The following is a 21,920-nucleotide window of genomic DNA, read 5'->3' on the forward strand; positions in this document are numbered from 1 at the left end:
AGATGCTGAATATTTTGTTTTCCATTATAACCAGCCGGTTGATGTGGGGCTTTGTCGGCATTACCGCGCTCTCTTTTATTATCTGGGTGATAGGCCCGGTTTTTTCCATTGTTGACTCACGCCCGCTGGAATCAGAACAGAACCGCTTAATCAGTATCGGCCTGCTCTGGCTGGTATGGGGGATCGGCAACCTGGCGCCGCGCCTCTACAACGCCTGGATCAACCGCAAGCTGATGGGCGGCCTGAGCAGCGGCGAGCAGCCTGACGGCAGCGACCGCAAACGCCTGACCAACGAAGAACAGGTGCTGGCCGAGCGCTTTGACGAAGCGTCACAGCTGTTAAAAAAAGCGCATTTCAATCGAGCGGGCCGGCGCAATCCTTTCTGGGCGCAGCGCTTTAGCCGTCAGTATCTTTATCAGCTTCCCTGGTATGTGATTATCGGCGCGCCGGGGGCCGGCAAAACCACGGCGCTGGTCAATTCCGGGCTGCAGTTCCCGCTGGCGGATCGTTTTGGCAAAACCGCGCTGCGGGGTATCGGCGGTACCCGCAACTGCGACTGGTGGTTTACTAATGAAGCGGTGCTGCTGGATACCGCAGGCCGTTACACCACCCAGGAAAGCCAGCAGGCGCAGGACGCCAGCGAATGGCAAAAGTTTGTCGATCTGCTGCGTAAATATCGTGGCCGCCAGCCGATTAACGGCGTAATCGTCACCATCAGCGTCTCCGATCTGTTAACTCAGTCGGCGGAGGCTTCGCAGCAGCAGGCGATCAATCTGCGTCAGCGTCTGATGGAACTGCATGAGCAGTTGGGCATTCGCTTTCCGGTGTATGTGCTGGTAACCAAAGCGGATCTGTTAAAAGGGTTTCGCGCCTGGTTTTCTAAGCTGGATAAAGCGCAGCGCGAACAAATCTGGGGCTTTACCTTTCCCTGGGACCGTGCAAAGCAGGCTGATTTTGACTTAGCCAGCGCCTTTACGCAGGAATATGCGCTGCTGCAACAGCGTCTTGACGCTGGTCTGGCGGATACGCTGATTATGGAAAGCGATCCGCAGGCGCGGGCGGAAAGTTATCTGTTCCCGCAGGAGTTCGCCGCGCTGCGTCCGCTGCTGGCCGAATATCTTAATACCGTTTTCGCCCGTTCTAATTTTGAAACCCAGTTTTCACCGCGCGGCATCTATTTCGCCAGCGGCACGCAGGAAGGCCTGCCTTTCGATCGCGTGATGGGCGAGCTGAGCCGCGCGCTGCATCTGCCGCAGGTGGATGGGCAGGGCGGCATCAGCGGCGCCTGGGATAGCGTACAGAAAGAAGCGCCGATTCCGGCAGCCAAAGGGCAGAGCTTTTTCCTGAAGGATTTGCTGACCAACGTAATATTTCAGGAAGCGGGGCTGGCCGGCAGCAACCGCTGGTGGGAGCTGCGCAACCGCGCCTTCCTGTGGTCTGGTTATGCCGCGCTGCTGGCGCTGTTGGTAGTGGTTTCGCTGCTGTGGTTCACCAGCTACGGCAACAATAAAAGCTATTTGCAGGAAGTGCAGGCGAAAGTGCCGACCGTTGAGGCGCAAAGTAAAAATCTGCAGGCCAGCGGCGAAAGCGATCTCTTTGCGCTGCTGCCGTTCCTCGATAGCGTGCTGGCGCTGCCGGAAAGCAAAGATTTCGATTTGAACGATCCGCCGGTCACGCGCCGGATGGGGCTTTATCGCGGCGTCGAGGTCAGCGACGCCAGCCAGACGCTGTATCAGAAATCGTTAAAGCAGCTGCTGTTGCCGCAGGTCGCCCAGCTGATTACCGGCTGGCTGCGTAATGATAACGGCAGCGATGCGGACTACAGCTATGAAGCGTTAAAAGCGTATCAGATGCTCTATCAGCCGCAGCACTATGACGGCAAATTTCTGCATGCGTGGGTGATGCTGAATGTGCGGCGCAACCTGCCGCAAAACGTTACCCAGGCGCAGATCGGTCAGTTGGATCGTCATCTGGCGCAGCTGCTGGAAACGCAAATTCAGGCGTCGCCTTACGCCCGGGATGATGCGCTGGTAAAGCGCGAGCAGGCGCTGATTAATCAGATGCCGTTGTCCGGTCGCGTTTATGGCCGTCTCAGACGTCTGCTCGAACAGGATGAAACGCTGCCTTCGGTTTCACTCACTGACCTGGGCGGGCCGCAAAGTGAGTTAGTGTTTACTCGCAAGAGTGGCAAGTCAATTAGCGAAGGCATCCCCGGTCTCTATACGCCGGACGGATACTGGAACCATTTCGACAAAAACATTGCTGCCGTCACTACGGCGCTGCATCAGGATGATGTCTGGGTGTTAGGCGGCGCGATGACGGATGAAGACAAAGCGCAAACCGATAACGCCGTCCGTCAGCTCTATATGCGCGATTTTATGCATCAATGGGATGGCCTGCTGACCGATATCCAGCTCAACAACAGCGCCGACCTGTCGCAGCGCATTAACAGCGCGCGATTGCTCTCCAGCAGCAGTTCGCCGTTGCGTAAGCTGGTTATCAACCTCAGCCATATGCTGATGCTGGAGCGCCTTCCGGCGGAAAAAGATGCGCAGCAGGCGGATAAAAAAGGCAATAGCGCGACCCGCACGCTGGAGGCGTTATTCCGTTCACGCCAGCCCGCTCAGGGCGCCGCAGCCCAGCAGCAGACGCCGGAGCAGCGCGTCACCGAACATTATGCGTCAGTTATCGAACTGGCCCAGCCGCTGGAGCAGGGCGGAAAAACCATTGCCTTTGATGATTTTCTTAAGCAGATCGATGAGCTTTATCGCTATTTAACCGCGGTGCAGGATGCGGCCAACAGCGGTATGCCGCCGCCGCCGGGCGAAGCGATCGGACATTTGCAGGCGAGCGCCGGCAGATTGCCGGGATCGCTGCAAAATATGTTTACCAATATGGCCGTAGGCGCCAGCAGCGATGCGCAACGTCGCGATATGGAAAATGTCCGCAAGCGGATTAACGTTGAGGTCGGCAGTTTCTGTCGCCAGGCGATTGCTGGTCGTTATCCTCTGGCGCGTTCGGGCCGCAGTGAAGTGACGCCCGACGATCTGGCGCGCATGTTTGCACCAGGCAGCGGTTTAATGGATAGCTTCTTCCGCGATAACCTGGCGACAAAAGTGGATACCACGCGTTCAAGCTGGCGCTTTATGCCGGGCATTGATGGTAAAAGCCTGCCCGGCGGCGAAGCGCTGCTGCGTCCTTTCCAGCAGGCGCAGAGCATCCGCGACGCTTTCTTCGCCAATGGCGCTACCACGCCATCGTTCCGCGTCACCATCCGTACGGTACGCATGGATAACGATATTCTTAACCTGACGCTGGATGTGGATGGGCAGCTGTTGCGCTATAGCCATGGTCCGCAGGCGGTACAGCTCATGAACTGGCCCGGCAACGGCGGCACGCGACAGGTGCGGATGCAACTGGGGCTGGTGGATGGCACCACTTCTACGCTGATTACTAACGGCGCCTGGGCGCTTAACCGCTTTTTCGATCGTGCGCAGCTGACCTTGGGCAGCAACAGCCTTAGCCGTCAGGCCACTTTCAATATTGATGGTCATCGCGTTACCCTGGAATTTACGCCGAACAGTATTCGTAACCCGTTCCAGCTTCCCGGCTTCGCGTGCCCATAACCGCAAGGAAATGATAATGAGCCACTCTCCTGCGATCGGCTGGTACGGAAAATTGCCCAGCGCCGGTGACTTTTTGCAGCGCCGTTTTCCCGAAGCGATAGCCCGTCAGTGGACCCACTGGTTTCAGGTGGGGCTGCTGAACTGGCAAAAAAATGAAGAGCTGCGCCCCGGCGAACCGCACCGCTTCGCGAAAGCGCCGGTATGGAACTTTGTGGTGCCGCCCATGCTCGGCAGTCAGCTGGTGCAGATGGGATGTTTGTTGCCCGCGCGCGACAGCGTGGGCCGTCAGTATCCCATTTGTGCCCAGTGCAGCTTTACGCCAGCCGAATGGTCGACGGGGCGGCTGGCAATGGCGGGCGAATGGTATCAGCAGCTGGGGCGCACCCTGATGCACGCGGTGCATAACGGCTATTCCGCCGAACAGCTGGATCAGGCGCTGCTGACGATCCCTGCGCCGCAGGATCCCGCTGAACAGGCGCACTCCGATATTTTAGATGTAATTGGTTACGGCGATACCGTCACCAATCTCAGCTGGAAACAGGTAGCGGACTGTTTTGATCCGCAACGCTATACCAGCTTCTGGTGGACTAATCAGGCAGACAACTATCCGCTTTATACCCACCTGCACAGCGGCAATTTTACCGGTCAGCTGTTTTCGCTGCTGTTCGATCCGGCAGGCGGCGCCCGACCAGGCCGACACGGGCTCTATCCGCCCATGTTTGAATAATTTTCCGACTTGAGAATAGCGATGAATATCGATGCTTTACTCGCTCCGGTAAGCAGTGAAAAACCGTGCGGCGAAAATCTGGAATATGACGCTGATTATATGGCGATGAACCAGGCGAGCGAAGGGAAGGCGGAGCAGCAGTTTGGCGACACCATCATTCCTGCAGAGCCAGCCGACTGGAACAAAGTAGAAAAGCTGGCGACCAGCCTGCTGGGGCGCACCAAAGATCTACGCGTAATGTTAGCACTTACTCACGCGTGGACGCACATGAAAGGGCTGCCGGGCTATGCGAATGGCCTGAAGCTGATTCAACAGGCGCTGTTACTTTACTGGGAGCCACTTTATCCACTACTGGAAGAGTATGGTGAGCGCGATCCCTTTTATCGTATTAACGCGCTGGCGGCGCTGGGCGATAAATCGGCGCTGACTGCCGCGCTGCGTCAGGCTCCGCTGTTGCGTACCGCCGCCGATCAGATTTCGCTGCGTGACGCCTGCTCGCTGCTGGATGGCAGCAAAACCGAAGTGGCCGATTATCCGGGCGGACGTTCACGACTGAATGATGAGCTGGCTCGGGGCGATCAGCCCGGTATTGAGGCCATCCAGCAAATAAGTGAGCGTTTACAAACTATCCGGGAAACGCTGGCGGAACATCTGGGTGAAAGCGGCGTCCCGGAGATGGAACAGCTGCAAAAAATGGTGAGCCTGGTGGTGCAATCCTGTCAGGCCACCGATGTAACCGCGCTGATGCCGGGTAATAGCGATGATGCCGCGCCGTCTGCCGCTGATAATCCAGCGCCCGCCGCCCCGGCGCGAGCGCACACTGACTGGCGCAACAGCGAAATTACCTCACGCGCCGAGGCGCAGCTAATGCTGGAAAAGGTGAAGCAATACTTTTCCCGCTACGAACCCAGCCATCCGGCTCCGCTGATGATCGATCGTGTTCAGCGCGTTATCGAACTCGACTTTATGGCCATCATTCGCGATCTGGCACCCGATGGCGTGCACCAACTTGAAAACATTTTTGGTCGCCGCGATTAAGCAGCAAACCTCTTATATGGCAGCGTGCCCGCTGCTGACTTTACCGCGCATATCCGATGGAGAACCTCATGGCATCTAAATCCAGTGGGCAGAAATTTATCGCCCGTAACCGCGCGCCGCGCGTACAAATCGAATACGACGTCGAAATCTATGGCGCAGAGCGCAAAATCCAGCTGCCGTTTGTTATGGGCGTCATGGCGGACCTGGTCGGTAAACCGGTTGATCCGCAGCCGGGCATTGATGAGCGTAAATTCCTGGAAATCGATATCGATAACTTTGACGAGCGCATGAAAGCGCTGAAGCCGCGTGTCGCGTTTCAGGTAGATAACACGCTGACCGATGAAGGCCGTCTGAATGTCGAGCTGACCTTTGAAAGCATGGAAGATTTCTCGCCGGACGCGGTAGCGCGTAAGGTCGAGCCGCTGAACAAACTGCTGGAAGCGCGTACTCAGCTTTCTAATCTGCTGACCTATATGGACGGCAAAAACGGCGCGGAAGAGCTGATCGCCAAAATTCTGCAGGATCCCACGCTGCTGAAATCGCTGGGGCATCTGCCGAAAACTGAAGAAACCGTTAAAGGTGATGAGGAATAACGATGAGCAATCCATCACAACAACCGTTACAGCAGGCACAGCAAACCTGGGATCAGGATGAATTCAGCGCGCTGCTGAATAAAGAGTTTCGCCCGAAAAGCGATCAGGCGCGCGCCGCGGTGGAAAGCGCGGTAAAAACCCTGGCGCAGCAGGCGCTGGAAAACAGCGTGACCGTTTCTAACGACGCTTACCGCACCATCCAGGCGTTGATTGCGGAAATCGATGAAAAGCTGTCGCATCAGGTTAACCAAATTATTCACCACGAAGAGTTTCAGAAGCTGGAGGGTGCGTGGCGCGGTCTGAGCTACCTGGTGAATAACACCGAAACTGATGAGATGCTGAAAATCCGTTTTATGAGCATCTCAAAGCAGGAGCTGGGCCGCACGCTGAAGCGTTATAAAGGCGTGGGCTGGGATCAAAGCCCGATCTTCAAGAAAATCTATGAAGAAGAGTATGGTCAGTTCGGCGGCGAGCCGTTTGGCTGCCTGGTAGGCGATTACTACTTCGATCACAGCCCGCAGGACGTGGAGCTGCTGAGCGAAATGGCGCGCATCGGCGCGGCGGCGCACTGTCCGTTTATCGCCGGCACCGCGCCGAGCGTGATGCAGATGGAATCCTGGCAGGAGCTGGCTAACCCGCGCGATCTGACCAAAATCTTCCAGAACAGTGAATATGCCGCCTGGCGCAGCCTGCGTGAATCGGAAGATGCGCGCTACCTGGGCCTGGTGATGCCGCGCTTCCTGGCGCGTCTGCCGTATGGCATTCGTACCAATCCGGTCGACAGCTTTGATTTCGAAGAAGAGACCGACGGCGCCAGCCACGCTAACTACACCTGGACCAACGCCGCTTATGCGATGGCCGCTAATATCAACCGCTCGTTTAAAGAGTTTGGCTGGTGTACTTCTATTCGCGGCGTAGAGTCTGGCGGCGCGGTGGAAAATCTGCCGTGTCATACTTTCCCCAGCGACGACGGCGGCGTGGATATGAAATGCCCGACCGAAATCGCCATCAGCGATCGTCGTGAAGCCGAGCTGGCGAAAAACGGTTTTATGCCGCTGGTACATCGCAAAAACTCTGACTTCGCTGCCTTTATCGGCGCGCAATCTTTGCAGAAACCGGCGGAATACCATGACGCGGACGCCACGGCGAACGCCCGTCTTGCGGCCCGCCTGCCTTATCTGTTCGCCTGCTGCCGCTTCGCGCATTATCTGAAGTGCATCGTGCGCGACAAGATTGGTTCTTTCCGCGAGCGTGAAGAGATGGAGCGTTGGCTGAACGACTGGGTAATGAACTACGTGGATGGCGATCCGGCCAACTCCTCGCAGGAAACCAAATCCCGCAAGCCGCTGGCTTCAGCCGAAGTGCTGGTGGAAGAGATTGAAGATAATCCGGGCTACTACGCCGCCAAGTTCTTCCTGCGTCCGCATTATCAACTGGAAGGTCTGACCGTATCGCTGCGCCTGGTCTCCAAACTGCCGTCACTGAAAACTAATGATGCGTAAATAAATCAGTCGGGCGTGACGGCACGCCCGATGTTTAAACTTGAATTGCTGTTAACCGCTGGAGGTGAAGGGCTTCATCATGTTACGGGTTTTTCATCCAAATAAAAATAATGTAGGTAAGTTCAGGAAAAGGAAGAAATGAATCTTTCAGGTAGCGTTGGCTGGAAAGGGCGTAACCAACAAAGCGATGTAAAACAGGTTCAACAGCAGCTTAAGAAGCATGGTTTTCCTCAGCTGGCTGATGACGGGCTGTGCGGCAGTAAAACGGTGCAGGCTATCAGAATGTTTCAGATGGGCTTTATGCGCCGTCCCGATGGACTGATCGATCCGCATGGCGCGACCTGGCGCAGATTATCCGGCGCACCGACGCCGACGGCTCCGCCACCGCGTCCGGTTGATGAGCATCCGATTGCGGGCCTGTTAACCGTATCTGCTGGTCAGGTTACCTTTGATGCGGAAGGCAATGATATTCCTAACAACAGGAACTTCAGCCGACGCATTCACTGGCCCGGTAATGCGGCCTCCGGCGTGACCCTTGGACGCGGTTATGACCTGGGTAACCGTACTCAGGCGACCGTTTATAACGATCTTATCCGTTCTGGCGTACCTGATGTCCAGGCCGGCTTAATCGCCGAAGGCGCGGGTAAAAAAGGAGAGGCGGCGCGTCTTTTTGTGCAGAATAACCGGGATGCTATCGGCACCGTCAGCCATGCGATGCAGATTCGTCTTTTTGAAATTATTTATCCTGCATACGTGACCTCGGCGAAATCCAATTATGAATCATGGACGCGTCCTTATCCTGAACGTGTAAGCTGGGAGAATCTGTCAAAGCCGATCAGAGAAATCATGATTGACTTTGTTTATCAGGGATTCACCAAAGGTGAAGCGCCCATGAAGGCGGGGATGAAAAACAATATAGATGAGCTTATCAACTATATTGAAGGCAGCCCGACAATGAGAGGCTACGAAGCCGGACGCCAGCGTGCGAATTATTTAAGGAGAGGCAGGTGAGGTTGGTAATAAAGAAGAATGTTTTAGCTATAACAAGTGTGCTGCTCCTGACCTGTAGCTACGCTTATGCGGAAGATAACTGTAGCGCAGCGCAAAGCGATGCTGAAATCAATAGCTGCTGGGCTAAAGAAAAAAGCAGCGCCGAGAGCGAGCTAAACAGCGAGTATGCCAGCGCGAAACAGCGAATTGCGAAAGCTTACACCACCCATAAAGAGCTGCTGACGCAATACAATACCATCCTGTTGGATTCCCAGCGCGGCTGGTTAAAATATCGCGATAATCAATGCAAACTGGAAGCGTTTATGGCTGATGAAAACACTGCTGTGTATGCTTCCTTAGTTGACCAGTGCACCGCTCGTATCGATCGCGAGAGAATCGCGCAGTTAAAAAGCATGCCTTACGAATAAGTGTTTTTTTGAAATAATTTAAGCGTATTCGTTATTGCCTGCATTTTAGGTTTTAAGGTCAGGGACGACTTTATTGGCCATAGTTTATGCTAATAGCGTGACCAACTACTTTATGAATTGAATTTTATGAGTACTGAACATATTTTATTTCCAGTGGTCTTGTTTTTTTCTTTCCTATTGAAAGTTGATATTATTGATATTAATCTGTGCATCTATCGCCATATGCTATTTTGTAGAAAAAATTAAGCTACTTCTTTGATTTTTTATAAAGCTTTAGTGTGAATAAATAACCTATAAAAATTATCACAAGGAATAAAAACTTACCAAACAGTATGCCAGATGCGCTGGTGGTAATAGACTCATAAACGAGTACGTACCAAACAGAACGAATAATATCGATCAAAGTATAAATACCAATAACTATAAAAATGATTGCGAAAACCAATGCGATAATTTTTTTCATTCAATTATCTTTTAGTAGTTTAGAGGTTGGAAGAGAAAGTAATTCTAAAGTAAGAGCTTGTTCAGTGTCTAGCGCTCTGTAGATAATATTTAACCACTGAATGCTTCCTGTAATAAATATTAAACCTAATTAATATTTGTCTGTTTTCGCTGAGAACAGGCAGAAACGAGGCAGAGGTAAAATATGGACTGTTTTATTCAGCCCCATGCTTTCCTGTTTGCCATATCACTGCTTTATCGAAAGCAACTTTAACCAATAAAGAGTAGATAATTATGGCTATTGATATGTTCCTGAAGGTTGACGGTGTAACCGGTGAGTCTCAGGACTCCAACCACAAAGGCTGGACCGACATCACTTCTTTCTCCTGGGGCGCAACCCAGCCTGGCAACATGGCTGTTGGCGGCGGTGGCGGCGCGGGTAAAGTGAACTTTAGCGATCTGCACGTTAACGCGCTGATCGACAAGTCCACTACCGCTATCCTGAAGCATTGCGCCGGCGGTAAGCACCTGACCAAAGTTGAACTGTCCGTATGTAAAGCGGGCGGCCAGCAGATTGAGTACACCAAAATCACGCTGGAAGATGTGCTGGTAACTTCCGTCCAGTACAACGGCAGCGACAACGGCGATACCGTAGGCGTGACCTATGCATTCCAGGCTGCGAAAGTTAAACAGCAGTACTGGGAGCAGACTTCTTCTGGCGGTAAAGGCGCAGAAAGCAGCGCTGGCTGGAACATCAAAGAAAACAAAGAAGCGTAATATTTTTTGTCGCCCATTCCAGTTTAGGAATGGGCATTTATATCGTTTAAACTTCATAAAGAACATGAACATGTCGATAATAAAAGAAGGGAATTCAAGGCGCTTAACTACCGGAGAGATTCTTCTTGCAAAAAAAGTATTTAAAGAGGGTATAAGATATGAAAGAGTGAAGGTATATAACGGGAGTTACCTGCCTTTTGGCATGCAATCGAGAGATGTTGCAATGACGCCTAATGGAAGCTTGTATTTTAGAGAACCTCATTATAAAGATGATTTTTCAGCAGAACCCGGAAGAATACAACACTGGTTTATACATGAAATGACCCATGTATTACAGCACCAAATTGGTATGAATGTAAGGATGCGAGGAGCATTTAGTTGGATAGCTTCTTATAATTACTCTTTACCACCCGATAAAAAACTTTCCGATTTTAATATGGAGCAGCAGGCATCAATTGTCTCCGATTATTTTTGTTTGATCTATTTGGGATTAAGCGAGTTTAAAGCTATATCTACATTTACTGGAATTATAGGGCCAGATATAAAAGAAAAATATGCTAATGCACTAGAACTTTTTTTAATAAAACCTGACGATAAGAGGGCTTTTATATGAAAATTAAAATCCTTGGTCTGGCACTCGTAATCATGCTTACCGCTTGCCATCTGGAACGGCCGTTTTACCATCCGTTGTTGTTAAAAATTGAGCAAGAGAAGTTATGTTTTTCGGTGCCTGGGAAAGATAGTTCTAATAATCTCATTAAGGTTGGTGCGCCCTATATTTCATGGCGAAACGGTAATTCATGGGAAACAGTAAACTTTGCCTCCAATACCACCAGTGACCTGGAAATAAAACCTGGTGAATGTATTTTCTGGGATGAGGTAAAATGGCAGCCTGGTGAGTATGATGTGGCAGTCAAAGTCAAAAGCGCTGATTCCCAGCAGGAACGTTATGCAGTGCATTTTATTTTACAAAAAAACAAACAAGGGTACCTGTCTTTAATGAAATAATTTTATTGTATTGACTGACTGCAATAAAATTATTAATCCATTGTTTAACGCTCACGTTCGGTTCCTTAAAACTATATGTATGAAGTTTATGGCCAACCTGATAAAACGGTCGTAAACCCAACAGTTCATGATTTTAAAGGACTAAATGGAGTGTTGATTTTTAACGTTAACGGGTGGAGTGATGCAAGTGGGCATGCAACCCTCTGGAATGGTAATACTTGTTCCGATCATTGCTACTTCCCTTTAGCTAATGAGGCATCAATATGGATTTTAAAATAGTTGGCATTATTGCCGTTGCAACAGTTTTATTTTTTTCATCTCAGGTTAATGCAAAACCAGAATACAGTTCTGAACAATACATAAAAAACTATGCTTTAAGCGTCTGTGTTGCTAAAGGTTATAATAGTAAGGAAGTTAAAGATGATGCTTCCGCTGCGGCACGTGGTTATCTGGAGTTTGGCGATTACTCTTTAGCTGCTCATAGTGCAGTAAGAAAGCTGGTGGACGAATTTCTTGCAAAAACCTATTCCAGCCAGTCCGGCGAGTCAATGATATTAGCTAAATGTATCGATGTTTATCATAGTGCTGAACTGGAAAGCATCGTTAAGCAATATAAAGGAAAAGATGATGGCTAAGGTAGCTGAAGTTATTATAACAACAATAAGTAAAAGTTTATGAGTTTTAATTCTGAGTTTTTTGGCTACGCTCAGAGAATGTAAAAGTAAAAATTATAATATGCTTGAAGTAAATTTTAATAAAGCCTGGCGATAAAAAGGCTTTCATATGAACATCAAAGTATTGTACTTAGGGCTCGCAATATTTCTTTCGGGGTGTCATCTGGAACGACCATTTTATCACCCTTTGTCAGTAAGAGTTGAACAAGGGAAGTTATGTTTTACTGTCCCTGAAGAAAATAGTCATAACAATATTTTTAAAGTTGGCACTCCCTATATTTCATTGCGCAACGGTAATTCATGGGAAACAGTAAACTTTTCCACCAATACCACCAGTTACCTGGAAATAAAACCTGGCGAATGTATTTTCTGGGACGAGGTAAAATGGCAGCCTGGTGAGTATGATGTGGCAGTCAAAGTCAAAAGCGCTAATTCCCAGCAAGAACGTTATGCAGCGCATTTTATTTTACAAAAAAACAAACAAGGGCACTTTTTTTGAAAAAAAAGTTAGATTGAGGGATATAACGTAACTAAGGGACTCTCTGCTCGAAATTATACAACTTATTGATAGCAGCTAACTAAGATATAGATTGCTAGTAATACCCCTGAAAGGTATGCCATAGGCGGATATATAGCCCTTCTTTTAGTTTCTTGAGAGAAGTTTATTTATGATTGTCCAGTTAAAACGGTTATTTACACAGTCCCTGTTAGTGAGCGCTCTGTTTTATAGCTTCACAGCAGCTGCCGAGCATAATAACGTTGAGCCATTGGCTGGTAAATGGCAGATAAAACGGGTTTGTGTTAATACGCAACAAACAATGCGGCCGTCTATTTTAATGAATGACCCGACACTGGTTGGCCGTACATTGTCTTTTACCGCAAATAACATCACTGGCGAACCGTTACTTAATCAAGGCTGTGAGCAGCCTGTATTAAAGGCGCAGACTGAAATCACATTAAATAAGCTTCTGGCCTCGACAATCGGAGCAGAGAGCAGTAAAGATCTATCAAATAATTATTCGTTAGAATTGCAGGGTACTGATAAGGTAACTCCAGTCTTTGTCCAATGCGGGAAAGGCATGCTTGGGCCTAAAGGCGAAGCTACTGATAACTGGTTGGTAAAGCTGGACAAACAAACAATCCTGACTAATTGGGACGATAATACATTACTTGCCTTACAAAAACTGCCAGCCGATGCGCCTGCAGCGCCTTCTTTTAATTGCCAAAAAGCGGTAACCACAACTGAAAAGGCTATTTGTGCATCTTTTGATTTAGCCAGTTGGGATCACAGCGTTAATGATGCCTGGCAAATGGCAGTACATCAAATTAAGAACACCGGTGTTGATGTTACAGCTAAATTAGCAGCACTAAAAAGTGAGCAGCAGCGATGGCTTATTGAAAGGAACGCCTGTAAGGGCGAGCAAAGGTGTATTAAGCAACAAATGGTGACGCGCGTAACTGATCTGGTGGAAAGCGCTAAATAAGCATCCGTCAGGAAAAACGGCTCGTCAGCGCTGTTTATATTTGCCTTACAGACGAGCCTGATTCCTTTATTTACAATGAACTTTATTCCAGATATCCAATCAATATCAGCCATTGACCGATTGAATTATTGCTTATTTAACTTCTTCGTATAAACCCCGCCGGTTTCACCGAGACCCGCGCGGTTTGTATGCCGAATATCTCAAACGCAGGAAACCGTTATGCGCTTTACGATTATAACGAATAAACCGGGACATCAGCCGCCGCAGAGCAGCTGTGACTTTTTACCGCCCGGCGGCACTATCGGCCGCGGCGTCGATAACAATCTGGTGCTGCCCGATAATGACCGCACCATCTCTCGCCTGCAGGCGATTGTGCATATTACCGCTGATGGCGAATGCCGTATCACCAACCGTGGCAACGTGACGCGCGTTGAACTGAATGATATTCCGCTGGAGCGGGGCCGTCAGGTTGAGCTACAGGATGGCGATATCCTGGGTATTGATGAGTATCGTCTGCTGGTTAACGATCTGAATGCCGCAGCTCAACCTGTGCCGCAGGCCGTCGCGCCGGTTGCGCGTCCGGTACAGCCCGCGCCGGTGATCCAGCCTGCCCAGCCCGCTCAACCGGCAAAAGCGGCAGAAGGCACGGCGGCGATCCCCAGCGAAATCTGGGATAGCCTGGCAAAAGAGTTTTCTATTGCTGACAGCATCTCCACCAGCCGGATCAAGCCAGCCGCGCCAGCGATCGCTTCCGATCCGCTTGCCGCTGAGCCAACGGAAAACCGCAACCCGGAAGATCCGCTGGCGCAGTTTAAAACCAGCGAGCCGCTGAACCTTGATCGCCGCAGCCAGGCGCCTGAGGCGCTGTTCAGTCAGGATGAACTGTTTAAATCAGACAGCATCTTTAATGACCACACGCCAACCACTCTGGTGCAGCCCTCGGTGGAAAAAGCGCTACAGCCGCCAGCGAAAGCCGATGAGCTTGATCCGCTGGCGCTGTTTGGCGGCGGCAAATCAACGCCTGCGCAGCTTAACAGCGACGATCCGCTGGGCCTGATGATGAGCGGCGCCGTGCCGCTGGCGCATCTGGACAATGAACCATCCGCCGCACAGCAGAAGGCTTCGTCTGAAACGCCGCCGGCATCCTCTAATAAGCAGGATCTGTTTGGTAATGCGGACGATCTTAGTCGATCCCCGTTGTTTGCTAATGAGCCGCCTGCCGCGGCTAAACCTGACGCGCCGCAGAATGATTTTAGCGTTTCGCCGCTGTTGGCTGATGAGCCGCCTGCCGCGCGCGATGCCGATTTTAACGATGCAGTAAAAGCTGACGATGATGCCCTCAGCGCTTCACCGCTTTTCGCCGATCTGCCAGCGGATAAGCCAAATAGCATTGAATCTTCACCGCTGTTTGATCAGGCGCCGCCGCAGCCGAACGTACCGGATTACGGCGGCATCACCTTACCTACGCCGCAGGCGGTTCAGCGCAGCGTGACGCCGCCGCCGAAAGGACGCTTACGTATTGATCCGGTCGCCAGCAATAGCAGTAGCCAACAATCTAACGCTTCATCCGGCGGGGAAGCGTTGCAGGGCGAGTTGCTACAGGCGCTGCTGGATGGCATGGGCCTGAATGATATGCAGCCGACGCCGCATTTCGATCGGGAAAATATGCAACAGCTGGGGCAGATGCTTGGCATGTTCTCGCAGGGCACGGTTGCGCTGCTGTCGTCGCGATCCATTCTGAAACGCGGCGTAAAAGCGGATATGACTGTTATTCTGGATGACGCCAATAACCCGTTCAAACTGCTGCCGTCCGGTAAAACCGTGTTGATGCAGATGTTCGGCAGCCGCATGCCAGGCTTTATGCCGCCGAAGCAGGCAGTGCGCGATGCGCTGGTCGATTTGCAGGCGCATCAGTTGGGAATGATTGCTGGGATCCGCGCGATTATCGCTGCGATGCTGCAATCCTTTAATCCGCAGCAGCTGGAAGAGGAAGCGCGTCAGGAAGGCGTCACCTCGCGTCTTTCGCTGCCCGGCAGCCGTAAAGCGGCGCTGTGGGAACACTTTAACCGCCGCTATAACGAAACGGCCGGTGAAATTGAAGATGACTTCCATACGCTGTTCGGCGAAGCCTTCCTGCACGCTTACGATATGGAAGTTAACCAGTATAAAGACTCACAGACCGCCTCGGACGAATGATGAATATCACCATTGCCTCAATGTCGAATCAGGGCGCTCGCGCGAGCAATCAGGATCAGACGGGCGACATCGTAGGAGAGCGTTCCGCCTGCTTTGTGGTCTGTGACGGCGTCGCCGGTTTTCCCGGCGGCGAGTTGGCCGCCAGTCTGGCGCGCAACACCATTATCGACCAGTTCGACGGCGCCGCGCATCTGAATGCGCAGCAAATTCGCCAGTACATTAATAATGCTAACCGGGCGATCCGCCAGCAGCAAAAAACCGAGCGCGACTACAGCCGAATGGGCACGACGTTAGTCAGTTTGTTCATCGATCGTGATTATCAGCTGGCTTACTGGGCGCACGCGGGCGATAGCCGCCTCTATCTGTTCCGACGCGGCTATCTCTATCACGTCACCACCGACCACAGCCTGATCCAGCAGATGAAAGATGCCGGTCACCAGACGGAAGGCATCAACAGTAACCTGCTCTATTTTGCGCTGGGCATGGGCGACGAAGGGCGCGATGCCAGCTACAGCGATGTGGTGCCGATTGAAGATGGCGATGCGTTTCTGCTGTGTACGGATGGTTTCTGGCATGGCGTATCGCAGCAGCAGATGCAGCAGGCGTTGCATATGGTCAACACGCCGGAAGAGTGGCTGACGCTGATGCACCAGGCGCTGAAAAACAGCGAAGAGCAGTCAGAGGGCGAACAGGACAATTACAGCGCCATGGCGGTGTGGGTCGGTTCGCCGCAGGATACCACACTGCTGCATTCTCTTTCTGAAGCGGCGCAGTTCATTCCGCTTCGCGATTAACTCATTCTCAAGGGAACGATATGAAATACTGGTTAACCGGCGCGTTAACGCTGCTGATCGCCTTCAGTGCCTGGGCGGATAATTACAATCTTGCCTCTTCACGTTCTAAAAAACTGGACGTATGGATCGATAACGTCAAAAGCCAGGAGCCCACCGACTGGTGCGCGCGTCAGCTATCGCTGCGTATCGTCGCCAAAGGCGATAAAACGCCAGCGGTGCTGGAAGAGTTTCTGCCGCAGGTCGGCACGCTGATACAAAACAAACAGTGCACCAAACTGACCACGCTTAACTGGCATATGGAAGATGTTAACGGAACCCCGCTGGCAAAAGGCAGCGCTGAAAAGGCGAGTAACTGGAAAGTTAACATCACGCCGCCGGAACCGGCTGCTACAGAGAGTGCGGCGGCAACGGCGCCTGCCCCGGAGTCTCTCTCTCCTCCGGCGGATACCACGCCGTGGCTGCAGTTCAGTCTGCTTGATGGCTGTCATTTCCGCACCTGGTGGAACGACAGCGATCGCACCAGCGCGCTGTTTGTCCCAACGAAAGAGGGCGTGAAATGCGCGCAAGATGGCTGGCTGAGTGGGCAGGCGCAGATGACGCGCGTCGGTCATGGCGCCGCGAAAAATATCGCCGTCACCTTTTTGCAGGGTTTCCCGGTTCTGGGCCTGACAGCGAAAAGCGACAAGCGCGGCCTGCAAATGACCACCGTCAATAACGAACGCATGGTGCTGGCAGATGAACGCTCTCCTCAGAGCTGGCTGATCCTGCCGTGGTCGAACGACTTTAACGGCTGGCAGGCCAGCGGCATCGTAGCGGTACAGATGAGCCAGGCAGAAGCCGGTGATGAAAGCGCATTAAAGGCGCGCCTGAGCGAAGTCCGTAAAGTCTGGGCGCCTTATCTCAGCGATGCGTCGTTAACTATTCAGCTGGTAGACGCGCTGCACCCGCAGCTGAAAGATCCGGCGGCAGGCGCCTGGCGCACCATCAAATAACTCGCAAAAAGGAAGCGCTATGCACTCTTTACAACAACTGCTGGCGGGCGGCGCGCTGGATGACGCGCTGGCGCGCGTTGAAGCGCAAATCAAAGCGGCCCCGGCCGATGCCGATCTGCGTGCGGCTTTCGTTCAGCTGCTTTGCCTGACGGGCAACTGGACGCGGGCGCAAACTCAGCTGAAATCCTGGGCGGCGTTAAAACCGCAGGCGCAGCCGACCGTTATGCTGCTGGAGCAGGCGATCAGGGGAGAACTGCAGCGTGCGGCGGTGTTTACCGGGCAGGATCGGCCGCGTCTGCCGGGCAACGCTTATGGCTGGGCAGAAACCCTGTTTGCCGCGCTGCGTGCGGAGTTACAGGGCGAGCGGGCGCAGGCGGATGACCTACGCAATGCCGCGCTGGAAGCCGCCGCGCTGAACCCCGGCAGCGCGCTGGTGCAGGACAGCGAGCAGGCGCAGCCTTTCGCCTGGCTGATTGATGGCGACAGCCGACTCGGCCCGGTGTGCGAGCTGCTGGTGAACGGCAACTATTTCTGGGTGCCGTTTAGCGCCATTGCCGAGATGCGCTTTCAGGCGCCCGCCAGCGTGACCGATCTGGTTTGGCGTCATACGCTGGTGCGGCTGGTGGATGGCTCTGAGCAGGTCTGTCAGGTGCCGGTGCGTTATCCGTTTGCGCCCGATGCGCAGGACGATCTGCGCCTGGCGCGTCTGACCGAATGGCAGCCGCTGGATGAGGCGCAGCAGCACTATATCGGCCACGGCCAGAAGGTGTGGCTGAACGACAGCGCTGAGTTTTCCCTGCTGACGCTGGAGACGCTGACCTTCGTTGCCAGCGATCTGGCCGATGAGTAACTCGCGTTCCGCCGACGGCGCTGAGCTGCTGCACAGCGGCTATCGCTTCCGTAAGGATCAATCGAACCTGAACGTGCGCGATAAGCTTCAGCCTTCATTGCTGGATCGCCTGATGGATAACGAGCCGGGTAAAAGCCAGGAAACGGCTAACCAGCGGTTGATCTCTCACAGCACCTTAAGACGGCACGTGCTGCGCGACCTGCAATGGCTGTTCAATACCATTAATAACGAAGCCCAGCATGACCTGACGCCTTTTAGTCAGGTTCGCCGCTCGGTGTTGAATTTTGGCGTCTCGCCGCTGGCCGGGCAGCGGATGTCCGATATTGAATGGCACGATATACAGCGCAAGCTGACCGAAGCGATCATTAACTTTGAGCCGCGCATTTTGCCGCAGGGCCTGCAGGTAAGCTGTATCTCCAATACCCGCTCGCTCAATCTGCATAACGTGTTGTCGATTGAAATCAAAGGACGCCTGTGGTGCGTGCCTTATCCGCTGGAATTTCTGTTCCGCACCGATGTGGATCTGGAAAACGGCTATTTTGAGCTAAAAGATGTAGGTTAAGCATGGACAGTAAACTGCTCGAATACTACAACCGTGAACTGGCGTACCTGCGTGAAATGGGCGCGGAGTTTGCGGAGCGTTATCCAAAAGTGGCCGGACGTCTGGGCATGCGCGGCATCGATGTCGCCGATCCCTACGTTGAGCGCATGATGGAGGGCTTCGCCTTTCTGACTTCGCGCGTGCAACTCAAAATGGATGCGGAGTTCCCGCGCTTTTCGCAGCGTTTACTGGAGATGATTGCCCCCGGCTATCTGGCGCCTACGCCGTCAATGGCGATCGCCGAGCTGCATCCTGACAGCAAAAAAGGCGATATTAACCGCGGCTTCCTGGTGCCGCGCGGCACCATGATGGACAGCCAGCTGCTGAAGAAAAACGGTGTCACCTGTAGCTACACCACGGCCCATGACGTGACGCTGCTGCCGCTGAATATCAGGCAGGTGGAGTTGGGCGGCGTGCCGGCGGATATTCCGCTGGGGCAAATGGGGCTGAGCCAGCGCGGCGCGGTCAGCGCGCTGCGTATTCGCCTGAGCTGTGAAAGCACCACCACGCTCGATCATATGGATTTCGACCGGCTGGAATTTTTCCTCAGCGGCCCTGATATTGAGGCGCTAAAGCTGCTGGAATTGTTGATGCAGCATACGGTCGGTATCTTCTGTCAGACCACCGGCAAAACGCCATTTCGTCATGTACTGCAAGAGGATGCCTTAACCCAGGAGGGGTTCGCGTCGGATCAGGCGCTGCTGCCGGACGACCTGCGCAATTTTGACGGTTATCGCCTGTTGCAGGAATACTTTGCCTTCCCGGCACGCTTCCAGTTTATCAGCATCAGCCAGCTGCGCCCGCTGCTGGCGCAGGCTAACGGCGAGCGTGAATTTGATATTGTACTGCTGCTGGATAAAGCGGACGCCGCGCTGGAGCGCGTGGTCGACAGCAGTCATCTGGCGCTGCACTGCACGCCGGTCATTAACCTGTTCCCGCGCGTGGCCGAGCGGCAAAAGCTGAGCGAAAGCAGCCATGAATACCATCTGGTGGTGGATAATATTCGTCCGCTGGATTATGAAGTTTACTCAGTGCAGAAACTGTACGGCACGCTGGAAGGACAGCGTGAAGAGCAAGTTTTTCGTCCCTTCTGGAGTACCTACAGCCACGACAGCGGCGACTACGGCGCCTACTTTTCCCTGCGCCGCGAACAGCGCACCTTATCCGAACATGCACAGCGTTACGGCGCGCGTACCGGCTATGTCGGCTCAGAGGTTTTCCTCTCGCTGGTGGATGAACAGCACACGCCCTGGCGTGACGATCTGCGCTACGTCACTGCCGAGGTGCTGTGCACCAGCCGTGATTTGCCGCTGATGCTGCTGCAACAGGATCAGCAGGGTTTTAAGTTGCCTGATTCGGTGCCTGCCGCCGGGTTAACTATGCGCAAAGGGCCGACGCCGCCGCGTGAGCCGCTGGCGGAAGGGCTGGCGGCCTGGCGCCTCATCAGCCATTTGCAGATGAACTATCTCAGCCTGATGGACAGCGATGATGGCGAAGGGGCGGCCGCGCTGCGACAGATGCTGGCGCTGTATGCCAACCTGGCGGAAGCGCCGGTGGCGCGCCAGATCGAAGGGATTCGTCATTGTCAGCTGCGGCCGGTGAATCGGCGGGTGCCGGAACCGGGGCCGATTGTTTTTGCGCGCGGCATCGGCATTGAACTGACGGTCGATGAGCAGGCGTTTTCCGGCAGCAGCCCATGGCTGTTCGGCAGCGTGCTGGAGCGGCTTTTTTCACGCCTGGTCGCCAGCAATAGTTTTACCGAAATGACCCTGAACAGCCAACAGCGCGGCGAGGTGGGGTACTGGCCGCCGCGCATGGGCAAAAGGGCATTGATATGAAACAGCCGGTGCGTATCTTACAACGCCTGCCGGAAGGTTTTTGGCACGGGCTGATGCAGGCGCCGTGGCGCTACGACCTGTTTCAGATGCTGCGGCGCATCGATGCGCAGGGCGGTGAAAAATATCCGCTGGGACGCGCGCCGCTGCCGCGTCATGAGCCGCTGCGTATCGGTCAGTCTCCTTCGCTGGCCTTTGCGCCTTCCACGCTTTCAGCGGTTAGCGCACGTAAAGATAGCGAACTGCTTGATGTGTCGATTCTGAGCTTTGGTCTGTTCGGACCTAACGGTCCCTTGCCGATCCACATGACGGAGCATGCGCGTGAGCGGCTGCATCATCATCAGGATCCCAGCCTGACCGCCTTTGCCGATCTGTTTCATCACCGTCTGACGCTGCTGTTTTATCGCGCCTGGGCCGATGCGCAGCCCACGGTATCGCTCGATCGTCCCGACGGACAGCGTTTTGACTGTTATCTGGCCAGTCTGATCGGGATGGGACAGCCCGCGCAGCGCAAGCAGGGCAGCCTGAGTGAGCATGCCCGCCTGATGCTGGCGGGCCACCTTAGCCGCCACACGCGTGATGCGGAAGGGCTGGAAAAAATTTTGCGGCATTACTTTGGTGTGCCGGTGCGCATCGAACAAAATCTGCCGCAGTGGCTGGCGCTGGATAAACGCGAGCGCGCCCGCCTTGGCGCTGGGCGTCAGATGTCGCGGCTGGGCGAGTCCTCTTTTTTAGGCGTGGCGGTGCGTGATGTGCAGCATAAGCTGCGTATCGAAATCGGCCCGCTCACGCTGGCGCGTTATCAGCAGTTCTTACCCGGCGAGAGGCATGCGGAAGAGTTGCGCGACTGGGTACGCCAGTATCTGGGCATTGAATATGTCTGGGAGGTTCGTCTGCTGCTGGCAAGCGATGAGGTGCCGGGCACGATACTCGGCAGCGAAGGACGTCTCGGTTACAGCGCCTGGCTCGGTAAACAGCCGATTCCCCAGCCGCGCGGCGATTTAACCTTTAGCCCGGAGGGGTAAGGATATAAGTACAAAGTAAACTAACTGAAAAGGAATTCGAATAATGCGAAAAGAAATAACCTTAGTGGAAAAGGCATGTTCTGATCTAAAAGAGTATGCTTACCAATTAAGCTTGTCATATTTCTCTATGGACGGTGCAAGGCAAGCCTTCCTTAATTAAATAAGGAATTTAACGGATTATTTATTGCATGAAGTGCGGTCAGGGTGTCTTGCCGCTGCTGGAGCATTAGGTATTCTTAAACAAGAAAAGCGTTTTCTTGAAGAGCAGCACTTCCGCCTAATGAATGAAAAAGTGATGTATTATGCTGCAATAAAAAAGAGAACAAATATGCCATAACT

The 21,920-nt window shown here is 53.1% G+C and carries 22 protein-coding genes; all 22 read left to right on the forward strand.

The window, feature by feature from the left end:
- The first annotated feature begins 2 nt into the window (after positions 1 to 2).
- The 22 genes from tssM (at position 3) to K6958_RS03445 (ending at position 21,918) form a co-directional block, all read left to right on the forward strand.
- Positions 3 to 3,626 carry a type VI secretion system membrane subunit TssM gene (tssM, locus tag K6958_RS03340; protein WP_249893331.1) on the forward strand — a complete coding sequence of 1,208 codons (3,624 nt, stop codon included), beginning with the start codon at positions 3 to 5 and terminating at the stop codon, positions 3,624 to 3,626.
- Positions 3,627 to 3,642: 16 nt separating this feature from the next.
- A complete protein-coding gene (gene tagF, locus K6958_RS03345) occupies positions 3,643 to 4,353 on the forward strand; it encodes a type VI secretion system-associated protein TagF (RefSeq protein WP_249893332.1) in 711 nt (236 codons plus the stop codon).
- Positions 4,354 to 4,374: 21 nt separating this feature from the next.
- The gene (tssA, locus tag K6958_RS03350; RefSeq protein ID WP_249893333.1) at positions 4,375 to 5,391 is read left to right on the forward strand and encodes a type VI secretion system protein TssA; all 1,017 of its coding nucleotides are present in this window, start codon (positions 4,375 to 4,377) and stop codon (positions 5,389 to 5,391) included.
- Between the two features lie 68 nt (positions 5,392 to 5,459).
- Positions 5,460 to 5,984 (forward strand): type VI secretion system contractile sheath small subunit, encoded by a 525-nt coding sequence (gene tssB / locus K6958_RS03355; RefSeq protein ID WP_249893334.1) that lies wholly within the window; start codon positions 5,460 to 5,462, stop codon positions 5,982 to 5,984.
- Between the two features lie 2 nt (positions 5,985 to 5,986).
- Positions 5,987 to 7,486 carry a type VI secretion system contractile sheath large subunit gene (tssC, locus tag K6958_RS03360; RefSeq protein WP_249893335.1) on the forward strand — a complete coding sequence of 500 codons (1,500 nt, stop codon included), beginning with the start codon at positions 5,987 to 5,989 and terminating at the stop codon, positions 7,484 to 7,486.
- Between the two features lie 138 nt (positions 7,487 to 7,624).
- Positions 7,625 to 8,497: a DUF8812 domain-containing protein gene (locus K6958_RS03365; protein WP_249893336.1), complete on the forward strand. Its 873-nt coding sequence runs from the start codon at positions 7,625 to 7,627 to the stop codon at positions 8,495 to 8,497.
- The gene (locus K6958_RS03370) at positions 8,494 to 8,904 is read left to right on the forward strand and encodes a lysozyme inhibitor LprI family protein (protein WP_249893337.1); all 411 of its coding nucleotides are present in this window, start codon (positions 8,494 to 8,496) and stop codon (positions 8,902 to 8,904) included. The genes K6958_RS03365 and K6958_RS03370 overlap by 4 nt, the downstream gene beginning before the upstream one ends.
- 735 nt (positions 8,905 to 9,639) lie before the next feature.
- Positions 9,640 to 10,122, forward strand: a complete 483-nt coding sequence (locus tag K6958_RS03375; RefSeq protein ID WP_249893338.1) for an Hcp family type VI secretion system effector — start codon at positions 9,640 to 9,642, stop codon at positions 10,120 to 10,122.
- A 70-nt stretch (positions 10,123 to 10,192) separates the two neighbouring features.
- A complete protein-coding gene (locus K6958_RS03380) occupies positions 10,193 to 10,735 on the forward strand; it encodes a hypothetical protein (protein WP_249893339.1) in 543 nt (180 codons plus the stop codon).
- Positions 10,732 to 11,130 (forward strand): putative T6SS immunity periplasmic lipoprotein, encoded by a 399-nt coding sequence (locus K6958_RS03385; protein WP_249893340.1) that lies wholly within the window; start codon positions 10,732 to 10,734, stop codon positions 11,128 to 11,130. The genes K6958_RS03380 and K6958_RS03385 overlap by 4 nt, the downstream gene beginning before the upstream one ends.
- Positions 11,131 to 11,205: 75 nt before the next feature.
- Positions 11,206 to 11,409: a T6SS effector amidase Tae4 family protein gene (locus tag K6958_RS03390; protein ID WP_249893341.1), complete on the forward strand. Its 204-nt coding sequence runs from the start codon at positions 11,206 to 11,208 to the stop codon at positions 11,407 to 11,409.
- On the forward strand, positions 11,394 to 11,765 hold the full coding sequence (locus K6958_RS03395) for a T6SS amidase immunity protein Tai4 family protein (protein WP_249893343.1): 372 nt from the start codon (positions 11,394 to 11,396) through the stop codon (positions 11,763 to 11,765). The genes K6958_RS03390 and K6958_RS03395 overlap by 16 nt, the downstream gene beginning before the upstream one ends.
- 148 nt (positions 11,766 to 11,913) lie before the next feature.
- The gene (locus tag K6958_RS03400; RefSeq protein ID WP_249893344.1) at positions 11,914 to 12,303 is read left to right on the forward strand and encodes a putative T6SS immunity periplasmic lipoprotein; all 390 of its coding nucleotides are present in this window, start codon (positions 11,914 to 11,916) and stop codon (positions 12,301 to 12,303) included.
- A 169-nt stretch (positions 12,304 to 12,472) separates the two neighbouring features.
- On the forward strand, positions 12,473 to 13,288 hold the full coding sequence (locus K6958_RS03405; protein ID WP_249893345.1) for a lysozyme inhibitor LprI family protein: 816 nt from the start codon (positions 12,473 to 12,475) through the stop codon (positions 13,286 to 13,288).
- 219 nt (positions 13,289 to 13,507) lie between these two features.
- On the forward strand, positions 13,508 to 15,484 hold the full coding sequence (gene tagH / locus K6958_RS03410; protein ID WP_249893347.1) for a type VI secretion system-associated FHA domain protein TagH: 1,977 nt from the start codon (positions 13,508 to 13,510) through the stop codon (positions 15,482 to 15,484).
- Positions 15,484 to 16,278, forward strand: a complete 795-nt coding sequence (locus K6958_RS03415; protein ID WP_249894587.1) for a PP2C family protein-serine/threonine phosphatase — start codon at positions 15,484 to 15,486, stop codon at positions 16,276 to 16,278. The genes tagH and K6958_RS03415 overlap by 1 nt, the downstream gene beginning before the upstream one ends.
- Before the next feature lie 20 nt (positions 16,279 to 16,298).
- Entirely contained in the window at positions 16,299 to 17,270 is a 972-nt protein-coding gene (locus tag K6958_RS03420) for a hypothetical protein (RefSeq protein WP_249893349.1), read from the forward strand.
- Between the two features lie 19 nt (positions 17,271 to 17,289).
- A complete protein-coding gene (locus tag K6958_RS03425; protein ID WP_249893350.1) occupies positions 17,290 to 18,120 on the forward strand; it encodes a type VI secretion system accessory protein TagJ in 831 nt (276 codons plus the stop codon).
- The gene (gene tssE, locus K6958_RS03430; protein ID WP_249893351.1) at positions 18,113 to 18,682 is read left to right on the forward strand and encodes a type VI secretion system baseplate subunit TssE; all 570 of its coding nucleotides are present in this window, start codon (positions 18,113 to 18,115) and stop codon (positions 18,680 to 18,682) included. The genes K6958_RS03425 and tssE overlap by 8 nt, the downstream gene beginning before the upstream one ends.
- A 2-nt stretch (positions 18,683 to 18,684) precedes the next feature.
- On the forward strand, positions 18,685 to 20,559 hold the full coding sequence (gene tssF / locus K6958_RS03435) for a type VI secretion system baseplate subunit TssF (RefSeq protein WP_249893352.1): 1,875 nt from the start codon (positions 18,685 to 18,687) through the stop codon (positions 20,557 to 20,559).
- Positions 20,556 to 21,581 (forward strand): type VI secretion system baseplate subunit TssG, encoded by a 1,026-nt coding sequence (gene tssG, locus K6958_RS03440; protein ID WP_249893353.1) that lies wholly within the window; start codon positions 20,556 to 20,558, stop codon positions 21,579 to 21,581. Before tssF ends, tssG begins: the two co-directional genes overlap by 4 nt.
- A 184-nt stretch (positions 21,582 to 21,765) precedes the next feature.
- Positions 21,766 to 21,918 carry a hypothetical protein gene (locus K6958_RS03445; RefSeq protein ID WP_249893354.1) on the forward strand — a complete coding sequence of 51 codons (153 nt, stop codon included), beginning with the start codon at positions 21,766 to 21,768 and terminating at the stop codon, positions 21,916 to 21,918.
- The last annotated feature ends 2 nt before the right edge of the window (positions 21,919 to 21,920 follow it).

It is taken from the genome of Mixta hanseatica, from assembly GCF_023517775.1.
Lineage (GTDB): Bacteria > Pseudomonadota > Gammaproteobacteria > Enterobacterales > Enterobacteriaceae > Mixta > Mixta hanseatica.